Origin of the sequence: Aeromonas sp. ASNIH5 (assembly GCF_002902865.1) — a bacterium.
In the GTDB taxonomy this organism is placed as follows: domain Bacteria; phylum Pseudomonadota; class Gammaproteobacteria; order Enterobacterales; family Aeromonadaceae; genus Aeromonas; species Aeromonas caviae.
Map to the genome: position 1 here is coordinate 1,970,197 of NZ_CP026122.1, position 17,259 is coordinate 1,987,455.

Genomic DNA, 17,259 nt, shown 5'->3' on the forward strand with positions numbered 1-17,259 from the left:
TCCCAAGGAAGTTACGGAGATAGGGTAATCCTATGAAAACAAGGACAATTACAATGAAGAAAGCGCTCCTCGGCAGCCTGATTTCGGCTGCCTTGCTGACCAGCTTCAATCTGAGTGCCGCCACCGCCGGTCAGGCCGTGGACGCTCAAGCCGCCACCGACAATGCATCCAAAGTTTCCCAGCAGAAGATCGACAGCTACGCCGAATCTGCCGAGTCTGCCCTGGCCCAGTACAAGGCCGCCCTGCGCCAGGTAGACAGCCTGCGCGCCTACAACGAGCAAGTGGGCAAGATGGTCGACTCCCAGAGCGCCGAACTCGCCTCCATGCAAAAGCAGATCGCCCAGATCGACCAGACCAGCACCGAAGTGGTGCCCTTGATGCTCAAGATGATCGACTCCCTCGAGCAGTTCGTCTCCCTGGACCTGCCGTTCCAGAAGGTGGAGCGTGAGGACCGCGTGGCGGCCCTGACCGATCTCATGAACCGGGCCGACGTCACCATCTCCGAGAAGTACCGCAAGATCCTCGAGGCCTACCAGATCGAGGAGGGCTTCAGCCGCACCATCGAAGCCTACAAGGCAAGCCTGGACAAGGATGGGGACGAGAAGACCTACGAGTTCCTGCGCGTAGGCCGCATCGCCCTGCTCTACCAGTCCCCGGATGGCAACGAGACCGGCATGTGGAACAAGAAGACCCGCCAGTGGGAAGTACTGCCCCAGGAGTATCGCAGTGCGGTTGAACAAGGCCTTCGCATCGCGAAGAAGCAGGCGCCCCCCGCCCTCATCAAGCTGCCGGTTCAAACTGCGGAGAAAGCATCATGAAAGGAATCAAACTTGCCATCGCCTCGCTGATCGCGGGCGCTACCCTGGTCACCCTGCCGGTGACCGCCGCCGAGAAGCCGGTGGATCTCAACGCCCTGCTCAATCAGGTCAAGGCCGCCAGCACCAGCGAATCCCAGCTCAACAAGGAGCGGGAAGCCCGCTTCCTGGCTGACAAGAACGAACAAGGGGCCCTGCTCGCCAAGGCCAAGGCGGATCTCGCCGCCGAAGTCGCCAGGGGCGAAAAGCTCAAGGCCACCTTCGATGCCAACGACAAGCAGCTCACCGAGCTGACCGAAACCCTGCGCCAGCGCTCCGGCAACATGGGCGAGATGTTTGGCGTGCTGCGCCAGTTCGCCGGTGAATTCAAGGGGATCTTCAATGCCTCCGCCCGCCGGGTCGAACATCCCGAGCAGACCGCCCTGCTGACTCGCCTGGCCGAGAGCAAGGAGCTGCCCTCCAGCGATGACCTGACCGCCTTCTGGACCACCACCCTCAGCCGCATGGTCGACGGTGGCAAGGTAAGCCAGATCCCGGCCACCGTGGTCTACGGCGAGGGCAACCAGGCCCAGAAGACCGTGACCCAGATAGGCGAGTTCAACACCGTCTCCGAAGGCAAGTACCTCACCTTCGTGCCGGAGACCGGCAAGTTCGAGCAACTCTCCCGCCAGCCCGAGAACGCGGTGCTGGAACCGGTCGCCAAGTTTGAACAGGGTGGCGGCAGCGTCGAACCCATCTTCATCGACCCGTCCCGCGGCGTGATCCTCTCCCTGCTGGTGCAGTCGCCGACCCTCAAGGAGCGCATCGATCAGGGTGGCTCCGTGGGCTACGTGATCCTGGCGCTGGGTGTCATCGGTACCCTGCTGGCCCTGTTCTGCGGCGCCCGTCTCTCCCTCATCGGCGGTGCCATGCGCAAGCAACTGAAATCCGAGCAGATCATCAAGGGCAACCCCATCGGCGAGATGCTGGGAGCCTACCAGGATCACCGGGGTGACAACATCGAGGATCTGGAATCCAAGCTCGACGAGATCATCCTGCGCAACGTGCCCAAGCTGGAGAAGGGCATCAGCCTCATCAAGCTGATCGCCTCCGTCGCCCCGCTGCTGGGCCTGCTGGGTACCGTGGTCGGGATGATTGCCACCTTCCAGGCCATCACCCTGTTCGGTACCGGTGATCCCAAGCTGATGGCGGGGGGTATCTCCGAGGCCCTGGTGACCACCATGCAGGGTCTGGTCGTGGCCGTGCCCATGCTGTTCCTCTACACCATCGTCCAGACCCAGAGCCGCCGTCTGATCCAGGTACTGGAAGAGCAGAGCGCCGGTTTCGTTGCCCGTTATCAGGAACGTCTGCACGCCGCCAAAGCCGCAGCCTAAGGAGTCACCCATGTGGTTCTGGTTGATTGAAGAAGTCGAGTCGGTCCGCCGGTTTCTGGGATTGGGGGGCGACGTGCTGGTCGCCCTGTTCTTCCTGACCCTGATGATGTGGGCCCTGCTGCTGGAGCGCTGGTTCTACTTCATGGCGGTCTATCCCCAGCAGGTGAAGCAGACCAAGGCGGCCTGGCTGGCCCGCACCGATCACCTCTCCTGGTCCGCCAGGCAGATCCGCCGCGAGCTGGTCTCCCGGGTTGCCATGGCGGTGGACAAGGGGATGCCGGTCATCAAGGTGCTGATCGCCCTCTGCCCGCTGATGGGGCTGCTCGGGACCGTGGTGGGCATGGTGCAGGTGTTCGACACTCTGGCCATCACCGGCACCGGCTCCCCCAGGGCGATGGCCTCGGGGATCTCCAAGGCGACGGTACCGACCATGGCGGGCATGATTGCCGCCCTTTCCGGCCTGTTTTTTGTCAGCCGGCTCGATCACAAGGCCAAGCTGGCCGTGCAGAAGCTGGAAGACAACCTGAAACACGGCTGATGCAGGATGCACATCCCCGGCCGGGCCATGCCCGCCGGGGCACAGAACAAGCAAGGAGTTTTTGCCATGAGAAAACGTCACAGCGACAGCGGTGCTGACGAGGCGGCCATCGATTTGACCCCCATGCTGGACATCGTGTTCATCATGCTGATCTTCTTCATCGTCACCACCTCGTTCGTCAAGGAGTCCGGCGTGGAGATCAACCGCCCGAGCGCCAGCACGGCCGAGACGGTGAAGAAGGGGAACATCATGGTCGCGGTCCGCGAGAACGGCCAGGTCTGGGTCGACAAGCGCATCGTCGAAGTGGGTGCCGTGCGTGCCAACATCGAGCGGCTGCGGGCGGAGAACCCGGAAAGCGCCGTGGTGATCCAGGCCGACAGCGAATCCCGTTCCGGTCTGGTGGTGCAGGTCATGGACCAGATCCGCATGGCCGGTGTCCAGAACATCTCCATCGCCGCCGACAAGAGCAGCTGATGCCGGAGCGAATGCCATGAGATACCTGATATCGTTAGCGGTCTCCTGCGTGGTGGTGTTCTTCCTGTTCCTGGGAATGAACAAGCTCATCACGCCGGATCACCGGGAGCTGACGGAGCGGGAGGACGTCACCATGACCGACTTCATCCGCCTCAAGCCTCAGGAGACCTTGCAAGAGAAACAACGGGAACTGCCCAAACCGCCGCCCCCGAAACGCCCGCCGCCCCCGCCCGAGATGGAGGTGGCGAGCACGGACAGGCCGAAGATGGACAGCTCCCCCATGGACATGCCCAAACTCGACATCCCGGTCAACATCGGTGGCGGCAACGCCCTGGGTGCCTACAGCACCGGCGGCGGTGGCGGCGGCATGGGTGGCAACAACGGCGCCATCCCGATGGCGACCTTCGAGCCCATGATGCCCCGCAAGGCGGCCCTGGCCGGTCTTGCGTCCGGCAAGGTGCTGGTGGAGTTCACCGTCACCGAGCGCGGTACCGTGAGCAACATCCGCATCGTCAAGGAAGAGCCCCGCAGCTATGACCTCGGCAAGGCGGCGCGCCAGACCATCGCCAAGTGGACCTTCAAGCCGGCCATGGTGGACGGCAAGCCGCAGGCCAGTCGCATGCAGCAAGAGATCGAGTTTGCGACCAACTAAGGAGGGTGGCGATGAAAAAGTTACATACCCTGATCCTCGCCCCGGTGGCCATGGCGGTGCTGCTCAGCACCGCCACCTGGGCCGCCGAACAACCCGCCCTGTCTGACCGCGCCTACCGCGCGGTCAACAAGGCCCAGGCGTTGATCACCGAGAAGAAATACGGCGAGGCCAATGCCAAGCTGCAGGAGGCGCTGTCCGGCGCTGGCGAGCGGGTCTACGACAAGGGGGTCATTTTGCAGACCCTGGGCTTCGTGGCGGCGCAGCAGGAGAAGTACGGTCAGGCGACCAAGTACTTCGCCGACGCCATCGCCACCGGCGGCCTGCCGCCCCCGGTGGCCCAGCAGGTGCGCTACAACCTGGCCCAGCTCTACATGGCGGAGGGGAACTTCAAGGGTTCCATCAACACCATGAAGGAGTGGTTCGCAAACCTCGGCAAGGACGAGAAGCCGACCCCGCACGCCTACATCACCCTGGCCAACGCCCATGTGCAGCTCAAGCAGTACAGGGAAGCCATTCCGGCAGTGGACAACGCGATCAAGCTCTCCGCGGGCAAGGCGCCGGAGTCCTGGTACCTGCTGAAGATGGCGGCCCACTACGAGCTGAAACAGTACAAGCCGGCTACCGAGGTGCTGACCGCCCTGGTGGACCGCTACCCGGAGAAGAAGAAGTACTGGACCCAGCTCTCGGCCATGCACATGCAGGCGGGCAACGATGCCAAGGCCCTGGCGGCACTGGAAGGGGCCTACAACCTCGGCATGCTGACCGAAGCCAACGAGTTGCAGCGGCTCGCCAACTACCTCGCCTTCGCCGGCATTCCCCACCGCGCCGCCCGCGTGATGGAGAAAGCCATGAAGGAGGGGCAGATCGAGAGCACCGCGGCCAACTACAAGACGCTCGCCAACTACTGGCATCAGGCCAAGGAGCTGGACCCGGCCATCGACACCCTGGCCAAGTCCTACAAGCTGGCCCCCAATGCCGAGCTGCAGCTCAAGATGGCGCGCATGATGATCCAGAGCAAGCGCTACCAGGATCTGGTTGCCTTCGCCGCCAAGCCTGCCGCCAACGCCAGCGGCGAGCAGCGGGCGGATCTGAAGTTCCTGACCGGGGTCGCCTATTTTGAGCAGCAAAAGCCCAAGGAGGCGCTCTCCGCCTTCACTCAGGCTGCCCAGAACGGCAACGTCAGTGGTCGTGCTTCCCCCTGGATCAGCTTCTTGAAAGAGCAGCAGGGCGGCGCCGTCACCCAATAAAGCTGCGCGGCCCGGCTGGCGGGGCGGGGATCTCCCCGACTCGGCATCCGGGCCGCGACACATCGACAAGGGGGTCACCCCGCAGATTGCCTTGGTGGCAATTGGCCGCTCTTCGGAGCGGTCTTTTTTATGGCACCGCCCCTGCCCTTTTCCCCCTCCTTCTCCTGATACAAGGCACAAAAAAATCCGGAGCCTGGGCTCCGGATTGGGTCGTTGCGTTGGGAGGGGGCAACCCCTTCAACAGGTCATCAGTCACTGCATACCAGCGTCCAGCTGCCGTCGCCCGCTCTGAGCTCGCGGCTGGTACAGCAGCCGGGACAACTCAGTAGCTGCACACCAGCTTCCAGCTGCCATCGCCCGTCTTGGGCTCGCTGCTGGTCCACCAGTTGGCCTGCCACACCGCCTTGCCGTTGGTCATGCGGTCGTTGCCATTGGCGTGATCCCCGCGCGGCCAGGTCGGATAGGCATTGTAGTCCGCCGGGTTGACGTTCTGGCTGGCACAGGTGGTGCCACCGCTGCCGCCGTCACCACCACCACTGCTGCCCAGCACCGCCTCGGCCAGGGCCGGGAAGTCGGACTTCAGGCCTATGGTCTGGCTGCCGGCAATCAGGCGCATGCCGCTCGGCACGCCGGCGGCCGGCAGGTAGTAGGTCATGGCCACTTCCACGTCGGTGCCCGGCGTCCAGGCTTTCCAGGCCGGCAGCGTCAGAGCCACCTTGTGGAAGTCCTTCTCATTGGCGATGCCGTCCGAGTTCTGGTTGCCACCGCTCTCCACCACTTTCAGTCCCATGCCGCTCTGGTCGGTGATGGTGTCTGAGGTGGAGGTGGGGACCAGGAACTCGATGCGGGTGCCGCCCGGAATGGTCTGGGTCGACTTGTTGGTGAGCTTGAGGGTCGGGTTGATCGGGTAGTTGGAGTCCCCTTCCTTGAAGCCGGAGAGGCTCACGCCGATGTCGAGCTGGGCAGCCGGCGTCGGCAGATCATTCTGCTTCAGGGCCGCCTTGTCGGCCTTGCTGAACTTCTCGTAGGCGAGGCTGGTGAGGGTGCTGCCCATCACGTACTCGTTCTTCGCGGCATCGAAGTCATAGTCCCCCGCCATCTCCCAGAACATGACGCCCCCCAGGCCCCGCTTGACGATGTAGTCGAGCTTGTGACCCATGGACTCTTCATCTTCGGTGGAGAGGAACACCTTTTTCTGCTCGTTCCAGAGCCAGGGCGCATGGGCCTTGTCGTCGTAGTAACGCACATACTGGCCTTGCATCACGTGGGCCGGGTTGTTGGGATCCAGACCCCAGGCCTGGCCGTAGCTCGGCAAGGTGGTGATGCCGAGGCTAGCGGCGTGCTCCAGGTTCTTGGCATGCCACATGGGCACGGCGCCGCCGCCAATCTCCTTGCCGTTCTTGTCAAGGTCATGCCAGATGTTGTCGATGCCCACCGCCCCGTTGCCGCACGGAATGGTGCTGCCACCGGTGCCCGGCTGGCAATCGCTCTGGCTCGGCAGCGCCGCCTTGCCACCCAGACCGTGGGTGCCACCGGTGACCCCCTGCCAGCCACGGGTGTAATAGGGCACCCCTATGTTGATCTTGCCCGCCGCCAGGGCACCACGGAAGTAGTGGGCCGCCCAGGCGGAGTTGAGATAGCCGATGCCGCCAAACTGGGCCTGGGTGTAGACACCCCACTGGGACAACTCGGGATCCGCCTTGTTGTCGAACAGGGCGGCGTTGTGACCGACGAAGTGGTTCCAGGCACCGTGGAAGTCATAGGTCATCAGGTTGACGTAGTCGAGGTACTGGGTGACCTGGAAGTTTTCCATGCCGCGCAGCAGGTAGGCCGAGGCCGGCGAGGCGATGGTCAGCATGTACTTGCGACCGTCCTCGGTGCCGGCGCTGTCGAGCTTGTTGCGCAGGGTCTTCATCAGCACTTCATAGTTCGCAAAGAGCTTGCCGCGACACTGGTTGGAGAGCGGGAAATCGTTGGGGTTGCCCGCATCCTTCATGGAGGTGGGGTACTCGTAGTCGATATCCACCCCATCAAAGCCGTACTGGCGGATGAAGCCCACGGCCGAGTCGGCAAAGGCGTTGATGCCGGCGGTGTTGACCGAGCAGTCGCCCTTGGTGGTGGCGGCGTAGAAGCCGCGGGTATCGGCCCAGCCCCCGACGGAGATGAGGGTCTTCACGTCCGGGTACTGCTTCTTGTACTTGGACAGCAGGTTGAAGTGACCCTGATAGGCGAACTCCGGATCCATCTCGGCGCCCGGCACTCCGTTCCAGGTCAGCTTGGTGGCGGCGTCATCCACCTTGATGGTGTGACTCTGCTCGTCCACCGCCGCGAAGGCGTAGTTGATGTGGGTGATCTTGTCCCAGGGAATGTCGCTCACCAGGTAGGCGGGCAGGCCGTTCTTGCCGGTGCGCCAGGAGGTGAAATACCCGATGACGCGGCGGCCGTGGTCATCCCCCATGCACTCGCTGCCGTCGGCGCGGTAGATCTGGCGCACGTCGCAGGAGAGGTTGCCGCCGGTGGGGGGCAGGGCCGCCTCTTCCACCTGCACGTCCACCTGGGCCGACTCGCCAGAGAGGTTGCTCTTGTCGGTCGCCACCAGCTTGAGGCCGGTCAGCCCCTTGTTCTGGGGCGTCCAGCTCAGCTGCCAGGGGGCGCTGGTGTCCTCGCCCACCTTCTGGCCATTCACGAACAGCTCGACCTTGGCGACGTCGTCATTGGCGTCGGTGACATTGCCGCTCACGGTGAGGGCGCGGCCCAGGGTCACCCTGGCACCGGCGGCCGGGCTTGCGATGCTCACCCTGGGCGCCTCCGGGGCCACCACGGCGGCGACCTTGAAGCTCGAATCCGCCTCGCTCAGCACCTTGCCGTCTTTATCCAGCGCCCGGGCCTTGAGGGCGTGATTGCCCGCACCGGCGGCAGACCAGCTGGCACTCCAGGGAGAAGCCGTGGCGGTGGCGACCAGGGTGCCGTCGATGAGGTATTCCACCCGGGCGAGCGCCGTGACCGGGCCGCTCAGCGTCACCGCCAGGGCCACACTGGCCCCCTCGCTGACGCTGGCACCCACGGCGGGGGAGCCGATGGCGACGACCAGGGCCGGCGGCGGCACCTCGCCACCATACAGCTTCCAGGCATCGGCCCAGACCACCCCCACCCCGGGGGCGTAGTGATAGGGGGACGCGCCGCACCAACCTGAGTAAGGGAATTCCTTGCATTCATAGAGGGCGCCTGCGTTGCTGACGATGTCGCCAGACTTGTAGGCGGTGCCGGCCTGATAGGCGGGGTAAGCGGCCTGCGCCCAGGCAGGGACGGCCGCAAGGGCGACCAGCATGGCAAGCCTGCTGGGCCTCAAGATCTGTTGCATATTGTTATCTTCCTTGTTTTGTCTTGGCTTCAATACCGGGAAAAGCGCAATCGCAACAGGGAACAAGGGAGCGACAACAGGCCATGGACGGGCCACAAACCCTCAAGTCACCCTGGGTAACCCCGCTGTCTGGCCCGGATGGGACAGATCGGAGGCTTTGCGTCCCGGCATCACTGCCGGTTTGCCCTTTGCCTGGGTTCCGTGAGGAACGGCTCGAGTATAGGAAGCAAGTGACCACTGCTCAATCTTTATTCTCGAAGGAAAATATGTGAATGCTGGCGGCCTCACACTTTTCGCTCCCACCTGATGACAAATAGATCATCAATATCAAACTGTTAGCCACGTCAAAAAATGGCAGATGGGCTCCTTTGTCTCCTCATAATGTGCGTTGGTTCACTGGTCAGAGCTGCCAGAAATGTGACAATGCGCGCCCTTGGCCACGATGCCAAGGCTATGGAAACACTGGCAAAAATAAAAAAAGGAATACCCATGAAAGGAACACCTACCCTGCTGTCGCTGGCCGTGGGGCTCGCGCTCGCGTCCCCCTCTCTCTACGCCGCCGGCTTCAGTTGCCCGGCCGACAGTGCCCTCACCCCCATCCCCGCCATCCAGGGCAGTGGCGACAAGAGCCCCCTCGTCCCGGACGATCAGTTCGAAAGCGCCCAGAGCGTCTCGGTCAAGGCGGTGGTCTCGGGTCTGGGGGAAAGCCTCAACAAGGGCTTCTACCTGCTGGATGTGCAGGGGGACGGCAACCCCGAGACGTCGGACGGCATTTTCGTCTACCTCAATGACAAGAACTTCGCCAGCAAGTACCCGGACATCCAGCCGGGCGCCCTGGTCTGTCTGGAGGCCAAGGTCGAGGAGTATTACGGCCACACCCAGCTCAAGCCCCTGTTTGACGGCAGCACGCCGCGCCTGACAACCCTGGCCCAGGGCGCCGCCCCGGCCGCCACGGCGCTGCGGGTACTGGAGGGGGAAACCCTGGCCCGGGCCCTGGAGCGTCACGAAGGGATGCGAGTGCGCCTTGACGCCGACAGCGCCCTCAAGATCAGCCGCAACTTCAGCTACGACTATGCCGCCCGGCGCAACAACCTGGTGCTCGCTCACGGCGCCCCGCTGATGAAGCCGACCCAGCTCCATGTGGCGAGCAGCCCCGAGGCCGTGGCGCTGGCCGAGGCCAACGCCAGCAACCGCGTCTTCCTCGAGTCGGACTTCAAGGCGGGGGACGGCAAGCTCCCCTGGCTGCCCGCCTGGGAGCCGGAGCAGGGTTACCTGCGCATCGGCGATGCCCCGATCAATCTGGAGGCCATGGTCGGCTACAGCTACAACGAGTACCGCCTGATCGTGCCCCGGGATCAGACCATCACCGCGGGGGATCTGCTGCGCACCAGCGACAACGACCGCCAGAGCGCCCCGGCCCGCCTGGATGGCACTGACCTTCGCATCGGCAGCTTCAACGTGCTCAACTACTTCACCAGCCACTCCAGCGTGGGGGGTGCCCTCAACGTGCTCTGCGCGGATCAGGCGGATGCGGACAGCACCAAGGGCTGCAACCGCGGCGCCAAGAGCCTGGAGGAGTTCCAGTTGCAGCGCGCCAAGATCGTCAACGCCATCACCGAGATGGACGCCGACCTGCTCGGCCTGATGGAGATGGAGAACAACGGCTTTGACGAGCACGCCGCCCTCCACGATCTGGTGGAGAGCCTCAACGCCAGGCAGAAGGAGGCGAGCAAGCACTACGCCTTCGTCACCCTGCCCAAGGCCCTGCTCACGGAGGATCGCTTCTTTGGCGGCGACGCCATCATGGTGGCCATGATCTACCGCCCCGCCCTGCTCACCCCGAGCGGGGATGCCGACGTCATCCCCCTGCCCCAGCAGCGCTACACCACGGGCGGCGTCACCAAGAGCGCCGGTCAGCGGGACTCCCTGGTCCAGCGCTTCACCGTGGCGGGCAGCGACGCCCCCCTGACCCTGGTGGTCAACCACCTCAAGTCCAAGGGGTCGGGCTGCTATGAGAACGGGGATGGCAAGACGGAGCCTGCGGATCTGCAGGGCAAGTGCACCGAGTTTCGGGTGAGCGCCGCCAAGGTGCTGGGGGAGGCGGTGAGCAAGATGCCGGGCCAGGTGCTGCTGGTGGGGGACTTCAACTCCTACGCCAAGGAGGATCCCATCCGGGTGCTGACCGACTATGCGCCGGTCGCGGGGGAGCGCCAGATCCGCTCCGCCTCCCACACCTACATCGGCGACAAGCCCTATGAACAGATGGGCCAGACGGTGGCCAAGGGTTACGGCCTGGTGGATCTGAACGTCAAGTTCAACCAGGAGAAGGCCATCTCCTACAGCTACGAGGCCGAGCTCGGCACCCTGGACTACGCCCTCGCCAACCCGGCGCTGGCTGACAAGGTGGTGGCGGTGGCCGACTGGCACATCAACTCCTTCGAGAGCAACCTGTTCGAATATGGCAGCGCCTACACCGGCGATCTCATCAAATCGGACAACCCCTTCAGCGCCTCGGACCACGACCCCGTCATCGTCGACCTCAAGCTCAAGGAAGCGAGCAAGGGGGGTGGCGGCGCCATGGGCGCCCTGCTGCTGGCCCTGTTGCCGCTCGCCTGGCGGCGTCGTCGCTAAGACGCGGCATCCTCGATGCCAGGTGCAAAGCCCGCGATGATCGCGGGCTTTTTTGTGGTTCATCGCGGCTTTCCGGGGAAGGCCGCCTTGATTTTCAGAAAAAAGTATTCTGAGTCCCTAAATCCATATGCCATACGCTTTATCACTTTGATCTTGTTGTTCACCCCTTCCAGCACACTCGTGTGCATCGGGTAGTTTGCACTCGCCAGGATCCCCCGCATATATTTCGATAAATTTCGACCAAATCGTTGCAGCGGCGCTAGCCCGCTTTCCTTCACCTGCCGCATCCAGCTCCGCCATCGTCGCCATCCTTCCCACACGCTCGGCGCATACCAGATGCCCTTCAACCCCTCTTTCAGCACGTACACCATCGCCAGCGGTTGATTCGCCGCCAACAGCTCCTGCAACTTCACATCCTGTTTTTCACTCAACTTCGCCCGATTACGTAGCAGCAACCAACGCGCACTTTTGACCACTTTTCGCGCCGGTTTATCGCTTTTCAGTGCATTCGCCTGCTCCACTCGCACCCGGTCCACCACCTCTCGGCCATAGCGAGCCACCACGTGGAACAGGTCGTAGACCACCTCCGCCTGCGGGCAGTGTTGCTTCACCTCCAGGTCGAACGCCGTGTTCATGTCCATCGCCACCGCTTCAATCTGCTGGCATCGCTCGCCGAGCTGCTCGAAGAAGGGACGGATAGCGGCCCGGCTGTTGCCGTGCCCCACCCACAGGACGCGGGTTCGCTCGGCATCCATGATCACGGTGGCATAGCGGTGTCCCTTGTGCAGGGCAAACTCATCCATCACCAGCCGCCGCACCTCCCCAAGTTCGATGGTGCCCACACTGGTCTGCAAACGGCGCTTGTCGATCTCCTTGATGGTGTGCCAACCGACCCCGGTGAGCTGGCTGACATGGCGGATGGGGAGGTACTGAACGAGCGCTTCAATCCAGCACTGCATGCGCCGGGTGAGGCGGGAGCCAGAGGGGAGCCAGTCGATATGTTCACTGACGCGACCACAGCGCAGACAGTCGACGCGGCGAACAGGCAGTTGTAACCAGACTTGTCGGTCAAATAGGTCTCGCTCACGCACCCGGCGGATACGTTGGTCGTGGATCAATGGCGTGGGTTGCAGGCATCGGCGACAACGGGGCAACAGGTCGGCGCGAGGCTCAAGGGTAAACAGGGTGTGATGGTTGGCAGAAAGCGCTTGGGCGATGACGGTATAACCTGGCCAGAAGGAGGCAATATCAATATGATGCACGGCGACAGCAGGGTGATGGTGGTGGTGTGTTTGGAGACAGCCAGTTTACCAGCACCCTGTCTGTCAACTTCCACTTCCCCAAGATCCCGCGAAGAACCTTTTTTGTGCCAGGGCCATTTGAAAAACAAATGTAAAAGGCCACATCATGGGATGAATAAATGCCCTGTTGCCCCGCCTCACCCCTTTCCCAGGGGGCTGGCACCCTGCCGACGGGGAAACCCGGTGCTGACACCAGGGGCCGGATAGCATATCCCGCAGGCTGCCGAACGAGCCAACCGCCACGCGGCAGAGGATGGCACCGCGCAGCCCGCGTCATGGCCATGGCGGCATCGGCGCCAATCCCCACCCTCACTCCCGTCAGCGGCGGCCAGGGCCGCTGATGCCCTCGCGGACAGGGTGAAGCACCATCACAGGCTGCCGAACGAACCAACCGCCACACGGCAGAGGATGGCATCGTGCAGCCCGCGCCGTGGCCATGGCGGCATCGGCGCCAATCTCCACCCTCACCCCCGTCAGCGGCGGCCAGAGCCGCTGATGCCCTCGCGGACAGGGTGAAGCGCCATTTGCCAGACAAATGCAAAGGGCGAGATCATGGGAAATCCAAATGACAGGCAAACAAAAAGGCCACCGCGATGCGGTGGCCTTGGTGCTTTCTTGCGAAAGATGGTGGAGCTACGCGGGATCGAACCGCGGACCTCTTGCATGCCATGCAAGCGCTCTCCCAGCTGAGCTATAACCCCGATGTGTGTGAGTGACGCTGAATCACTCTGAATTTGGTGGAGCTACGCGGGATCGAACCGCGGACCTCTTGCATGCCATGCAAGCGCTCTCCCAGCTGAGCTATAACCCCAAATTCGGTACTGAATGAATGGTTCTGGCGGCCATTCATCCTCAATAATGGTGGAGCTACGCGGGATCGAACCGCGGACCTCTTGCATGCCATGCAAGCGCTCTCCCAGCTGAGCTATAACCCCACAAAGGTCGGCCTGGGTGATACACACCGCACTGCCCTGGGTACTTCATGTCAATCGGGAACCTGGTGGAGCTAAGCGGGATCGAACCGCGGACCTCTTGCATGCCATGCAAGCGCTCTCCCAGCTGAGCTATAACCCCTTGGACTCCAGATTGTTCGAGGAGAATTTGGTGGAGCTACGCGGGATCGAACCGCGGACCTCTTGCATGCCATGCAAGCGCTCTCCCAGCTGAGCTATAACCCCAACTCACCTCGGCGCTACCAAAGTTATCTCTGGCAACGGAGGCGCATGATAGGCATCACCCGCTTTGCTGTCAACCCAAAATTCTCGCCCGCTGGAGCGTTTAGTCAAAATTCAGGCAGTTAGCTGTTTTTACCGCCAACCTCGTCGCTATGTCGCTGTTTTACGTCGCAAATCCGCTTGAGGCCAAAATACGAAGGGCCCCCGTAGGGGCAATGCTGATCAGTTAAGGATCCATTGACCGATCCTTCTGCTGTAGGACAATCCGGAACCAATCACTGGTTCCGGATTTTTTTATGTCTATTGCAAACGATCTGAACGATGTTGTTGAGGCATCTGGCGACATGCTGGCTCGGCTGGCCATTTTTGCCGACCATATTCCCGACGAATGGATTACTGCCGCTGCCGCCTTGTCTGAAAAGGCCACTATCCGCCGACGCCGCTTACCTTCTGATATGGTCTTGTGGCTCGTCGTGGGGATGGCCTTTTTCCGCAATGAGCCCATCTCCGAGGTCGCTCGGCGCCTCAACATCTGTGCAGAAGGGTTGGCCAATGATGCCTTGCTCGCGGACAGTGCCCTGTCTCAGGCCCGTCAGCGACTCGGCAAACAGCCGCTCGAGTGGCTGTTCAAACAGTGCGCCGATGTGTGGGGGCGGGAACGTTATCCTGAAGACCATTGGCACGGTTTACAGGTCTTTGCCATCGATGGGGCCCTGTTCCGAACCCAGGATATGCCTGAACTCAGAGCACATTTCGGCTCGGGTAACACCTCAACCAACCGGCAGACACCCTACCCGATGCTGCGGTTGGTCACGCTCATGAATGTCCGCTCGCATGTCATTGCCAACGCGGCCATCAGCCCGTACCGCAAAGGGGAAATCCCCCTGGCCAGCGAGTTCATTCACTCATTGCCGGACAAGTCAGTGACCCTGCTGGATAAAGGCTTCTTCGGTGCCGACCTGTTGCTGCGTATTCAGGCCGAAGACACCGACCGTCACTGGCTCATCCCGGAACGCAAGGGGCTGGTATACACGGAACTTGAGCGCTATGGCGACGGTGACCGTCTGTTGCAAATGACGGTCTCGCCTCAGGCTCGCAAGAAAAACCCGGCGTTGCCGACACACTGGCAAGTTCGCGCAGTGACCTATGAGGTGGCAGGCAAGGAGAAAACGGTCTTTACCTCCCTGCCCGTGGCGCGATTCAGTGCAGCTCAGGTGGCGACCCTGTACCACGAGCGCTGGGAAATCGAGCTGGGATACCGGGATATCAAAAGCGCGATGCAGCACAACGCCATCACGCTGAGAAGCAAGAAAGTGGACTTGGTCTATCAGGAGCTGTGGGGATTGCTGCTTGGATACAATCTGGTCAGGCGGGAGGCCAGCCAGGCCGCCGTAGCCCATCAGCGAGCGCCCAATGAGGTGAGCTTTAAGTTTGCCTGTCAGTTCATCGCGAACCAGATGGCAGTGATGGCGGGCGCGTTATCGCCAGCCCATACGCCACGGAGGTTGGCGGAGTTGCGGGGCTGCATAGGCGTCATGTTCATAGAAAAACGCCCCAGGCCATCGAGACCCAGGGCGGTGAAGATATCAAAGACCCGTTTTCCGGTAAATCGCAATGCGGCTCCGCTTAAGTGAACAGCATTGCCCCGTAGGGGGCCCTTTTCATGCCATGGCCGATGTTTATTCAGCGGCCATGCGCGCTTCGATGTACGCCAGGGCGCGATCGATACAGGCGAGGACCCGCTCCTTGCCCACCAGCGCCATCACGGCGTCGGCGATGCCAGGGGACTGGCCCGTACCGGCGTTCTGAATTACTCGGCGGCCATGCGCGCTTCGATGTACGCCAGGGCGCGATCGATGCGGGCGAGGACCCGCTCCTTGCCCACCAGCGTCATCACTGCGTCGATGGCAGGGGAAAGATTACCCCAGACCGGTGACGGCAATGTGCGGCGGCAAGCTTACTCGGCGGCCATGCGCGCTTCGATATACGCCAAAGCGCGGTCGATACGGGCGAGGACCCGCTCCTTGCCCACCAGCGCCATCACGGCGTCGATGGCAGGGGAGAGATTACCCCAGACCGGTGACGGCAATGTGCGGCGGCAAGCTTACTCGGCGGCCATGCGCGCTTCGATATACGCCAAAGCGCGGTCGATACGGGCGAGGACCCGCTCCTTGCCCACCAGCGCCATCACGGCATCGATGGCAGGAGACTGGCCCAGACCGGTGACGGCCACACGCAGCGGCATGCCGACCTTGCCCATGCCCTGACCCAGCTCGGCGGCGGTCGCTTCAATCAGCTCGTGCAGCGCCTCGGTGGTCCAGGTCTCCAGGGCCGCCAGCTTGGTCTTGGCCAGCGCCAGCGGCTCGGCAGCCACACCGCGCAGGTGCTTCTTGGCAGCGGCTTCGTCGATGGCCTCGTACTCTTCGAACAGGTAGCGGCTCTGGGCAGCCACCTCGACCAGGGTGTTGCAGCGCTCGGCCAGCAGGGTGACCACGTCGGCCAGCGCCGGGCCATTGCTGGTGTCGATCTGCTGGTGTTCCATGTGCCAGGCCAGGTGCTTGGCCACATAGGCCGGATCCAGGCTGCGCATGTAGTGGTTGTTCAGCCACAGCAGCTTGTCGGTGTTGAAGGCGGAAGCCGACTTGGAGATGGCGTCCAGGCTGAACAGCTTGATCATCTCGTCCAGGCTGAAGATCTCCTGATCGCCGTGGGACCAACCCAGACGCACCAGGTAGTTCAGCAGCGCTTCCGGCAGGTAGCCGTCGTCGCGGTACTGCATCACGGAGACGGCGCCATGGCGCTTGGAGAGCTTGGCGCCGTCGTCACCCAGGATCATGGAGACGTGGGCAAATTCCGGTACCGGCGCGTTCAGCGCCTTGTAGATGTTGATCTGGCGCGGGGTGTTGTTGATGTGGTCTTCGCCACGCACCACGTGGGTGATCTCCATGTCCCAGTCATCGACTACAACACAGAAGTTGTAGGTCGGCGCACCGTCGGTACGGCGAATGATCAGATCGTCCAGCTCGGTGTTGGCGAACTCGATGCGGCCACGGACGTGGTCATCGAACACCACGGAGCCTTCGGTCGGGTTGCGGAAGCGGATCACGTGCGGCGCATCGGCCGGATGATCGTGGGCGCCATCCCGGCACTTGCCGTCATAGCGGGGCTTCTCGCCGTTGGCCATCTGGCCTTCGCGCAGCGCTTCCAGCCGCTCCTTGGAGCAGTAGCACTTGTAGGCGCGACCGTCAGCCAGCATCTCGTCGATGAGGCCGTTGTAGCGATCGAAGCGCTTGGTCTGGTAGTAGGGGCCCTCATCCCAGTTCAGCTCCAGCCATTCCATGCCCTCAATGATGGCGTCGATGGCCTCCTGAGTGGAACGTTCCAGATCGGTATCCTCGATACGCAGCACAAACTCACCGCCCTGGTTCTTTGCAAACAACCAGGAATAGAGTGCGGTACGGGCACCGCCGACATGCAAAAAGCCGGTCGGGCTGGGAGCAAAACGGGTTTTGACTTTCATCTTTAAGCCTTGTGTAGAGGGCCTTGGGCCAATTCGTTAAAAAAACCGTCGCATTTTAGCACCGACAATGACGGATGGGAAAACCATGGCGAGGCAGAGGGGAAAATATGGTCTACTCCCGCAAAAACCGCTGTTTTAGAGTGATGTCTCAGAATTTTCCCTTTTTTCCCGC

The 17,259-nt window shown here is 62.4% G+C and carries 11 protein-coding genes, 5 tRNA genes, 2 pseudogenes and 1 riboswitch; of the genes and pseudogenes, 8 read left to right on the forward strand and 10 right to left on the reverse strand.

All coding sequences use genetic code 11. The annotated features are described in order from the left end of the window. Nucleotides 1-53: 53 nt before the first annotated feature. The 6 genes from C2U30_RS08950 (at nt 54) to C2U30_RS08975 (ending at nt 5,099) form a co-directional block, all read left to right on the forward strand. Entirely contained in the window at nt 54-818 is a 765-nt protein-coding gene (locus tag C2U30_RS08950) for a DUF3450 domain-containing protein (protein WP_010675473.1), read from the forward strand. Next, the gene (locus tag C2U30_RS08955) at nt 815-2,188 is read left to right on the forward strand and encodes a MotA/TolQ/ExbB proton channel family protein (protein WP_010675474.1); all 1,374 of its coding nucleotides are present in this window, start codon (nt 815-817) and stop codon (nt 2,186-2,188) included. The genes C2U30_RS08950 and C2U30_RS08955 overlap by 4 nt, the downstream gene beginning before the upstream one ends. Before the next feature lie 10 nt (nt 2,189-2,198). Beyond that, nucleotides 2,199-2,726, forward strand: coding sequence for a MotA/TolQ/ExbB proton channel family protein (locus C2U30_RS08960; protein ID WP_103243645.1), 528 nt, complete (start codon nt 2,199-2,201; stop codon nt 2,724-2,726). Between the two features lie 66 nt (nt 2,727-2,792). Next, on the forward strand, nt 2,793-3,200 hold the full coding sequence (locus C2U30_RS08965) for an ExbD/TolR family protein (protein ID WP_010675476.1): 408 nt from the start codon (nt 2,793-2,795) through the stop codon (nt 3,198-3,200). A 16-nt stretch (nt 3,201-3,216) separates the two neighbouring features. Further along, on the forward strand, nt 3,217-3,852 hold the full coding sequence (locus C2U30_RS08970) for an energy transducer TonB (protein ID WP_010675477.1): 636 nt from the start codon (nt 3,217-3,219) through the stop codon (nt 3,850-3,852). An 11-nt stretch (nt 3,853-3,863) separates the two neighbouring features. After that, nucleotides 3,864-5,099: a tetratricopeptide repeat protein gene (locus C2U30_RS08975; RefSeq protein ID WP_042014300.1), complete on the forward strand. Its 1,236-nt coding sequence runs from the start codon at nt 3,864-3,866 to the stop codon at nt 5,097-5,099. Between the two features lie 322 nt (nt 5,100-5,421). Here C2U30_RS08975 and C2U30_RS08980 read toward each other — a convergent pair whose 3' ends face one another. Further along, the gene (locus C2U30_RS08980) at nt 5,422-8,460 is read right to left on the reverse strand and encodes a glycosyl hydrolase family 18 protein (RefSeq protein ID WP_442752127.1); all 3,039 of its coding nucleotides are present in this window, start codon (nt 8,458-8,460) and stop codon (nt 5,422-5,424) included. A 112-nt stretch (nt 8,461-8,572) separates the two neighbouring features. Then, nucleotides 8,573-8,656: riboswitch (cyclic di-GMP riboswitch) on the reverse strand. A gap of 293 nt (nt 8,657-8,949) precedes the next feature. Here C2U30_RS08980 and C2U30_RS08985 point away from each other — a divergent pair. After that, nucleotides 8,950-11,091 carry an ExeM/NucH family extracellular endonuclease gene (locus C2U30_RS08985; RefSeq protein ID WP_045525710.1) on the forward strand — a complete coding sequence of 714 codons (2,142 nt, stop codon included), beginning with the start codon at nt 8,950-8,952 and terminating at the stop codon, nt 11,089-11,091. Nucleotides 11,092-11,150: 59 nt separating this feature from the next. Here the strand turns inward: C2U30_RS08985 and C2U30_RS08990 are convergent, their stop codons facing one another. The 6 genes from C2U30_RS08990 to C2U30_RS09015 form a co-directional block, all read right to left on the reverse strand. After that, the gene (locus tag C2U30_RS08990) at nt 11,151-12,353 is read right to left on the reverse strand and encodes an ISL3-like element ISAeme19 family transposase (protein WP_076611394.1); all 1,203 of its coding nucleotides are present in this window, start codon (nt 12,351-12,353) and stop codon (nt 11,151-11,153) included. 664 nt (nt 12,354-13,017) lie between these two features. Further along, nucleotides 13,018-13,093, reverse strand: a tRNA-Ala gene (locus C2U30_RS08995). Between the two features lie 34 nt (nt 13,094-13,127). Next, nucleotides 13,128-13,203: transfer RNA gene (locus C2U30_RS09000), tRNA-Ala, on the reverse strand. 48 nt (nt 13,204-13,251) lie between these two features. Continuing rightward, nucleotides 13,252-13,327, reverse strand: a tRNA-Ala gene (locus tag C2U30_RS09005). Nucleotides 13,328-13,390: 63 nt separating this feature from the next. Then, nucleotides 13,391-13,466: transfer RNA gene (locus C2U30_RS09010), tRNA-Ala, on the reverse strand. A 28-nt stretch (nt 13,467-13,494) separates the two neighbouring features. Continuing rightward, nucleotides 13,495-13,570 (reverse strand) — tRNA-Ala (locus C2U30_RS09015). A gap of 293 nt (nt 13,571-13,863) precedes the next feature. On the opposite strand from C2U30_RS09015, the gene C2U30_RS09020 reads away from it, so the two are divergent. After that, nucleotides 13,864-15,201 carry an IS4-like element ISAeme15 family transposase gene (locus tag C2U30_RS09020; RefSeq protein ID WP_041205253.1) on the forward strand — a complete coding sequence of 446 codons (1,338 nt, stop codon included), beginning with the start codon at nt 13,864-13,866 and terminating at the stop codon, nt 15,199-15,201. A 45-nt stretch (nt 15,202-15,246) separates the two neighbouring features. Here C2U30_RS09020 and C2U30_RS23175 read toward each other — a convergent pair. From C2U30_RS23175 to gltX, 3 genes and pseudogenes are all read right to left on the reverse strand, one after another. Next, nucleotides 15,247-15,366 (reverse strand): annotated as a pseudogene (locus tag C2U30_RS23175) (glutamyl-tRNA synthetase); the annotation flags it as partial. 11 nt (nt 15,367-15,377) lie between these two features. Further along, nucleotides 15,378-15,513 (reverse strand): annotated as a pseudogene (locus tag C2U30_RS22910) (glutamyl-tRNA synthetase); the annotation flags it as partial. Between the two features lie 158 nt (nt 15,514-15,671). Further along, nucleotides 15,672-17,087 carry a glutamate--tRNA ligase gene (gltX, locus tag C2U30_RS09040; RefSeq protein WP_103243647.1) on the reverse strand — a complete coding sequence of 472 codons (1,416 nt, stop codon included), beginning with the start codon at nt 17,085-17,087 and terminating at the stop codon, nt 15,672-15,674. Between the last annotated feature and the right edge of the window lie 172 nt (nt 17,088-17,259).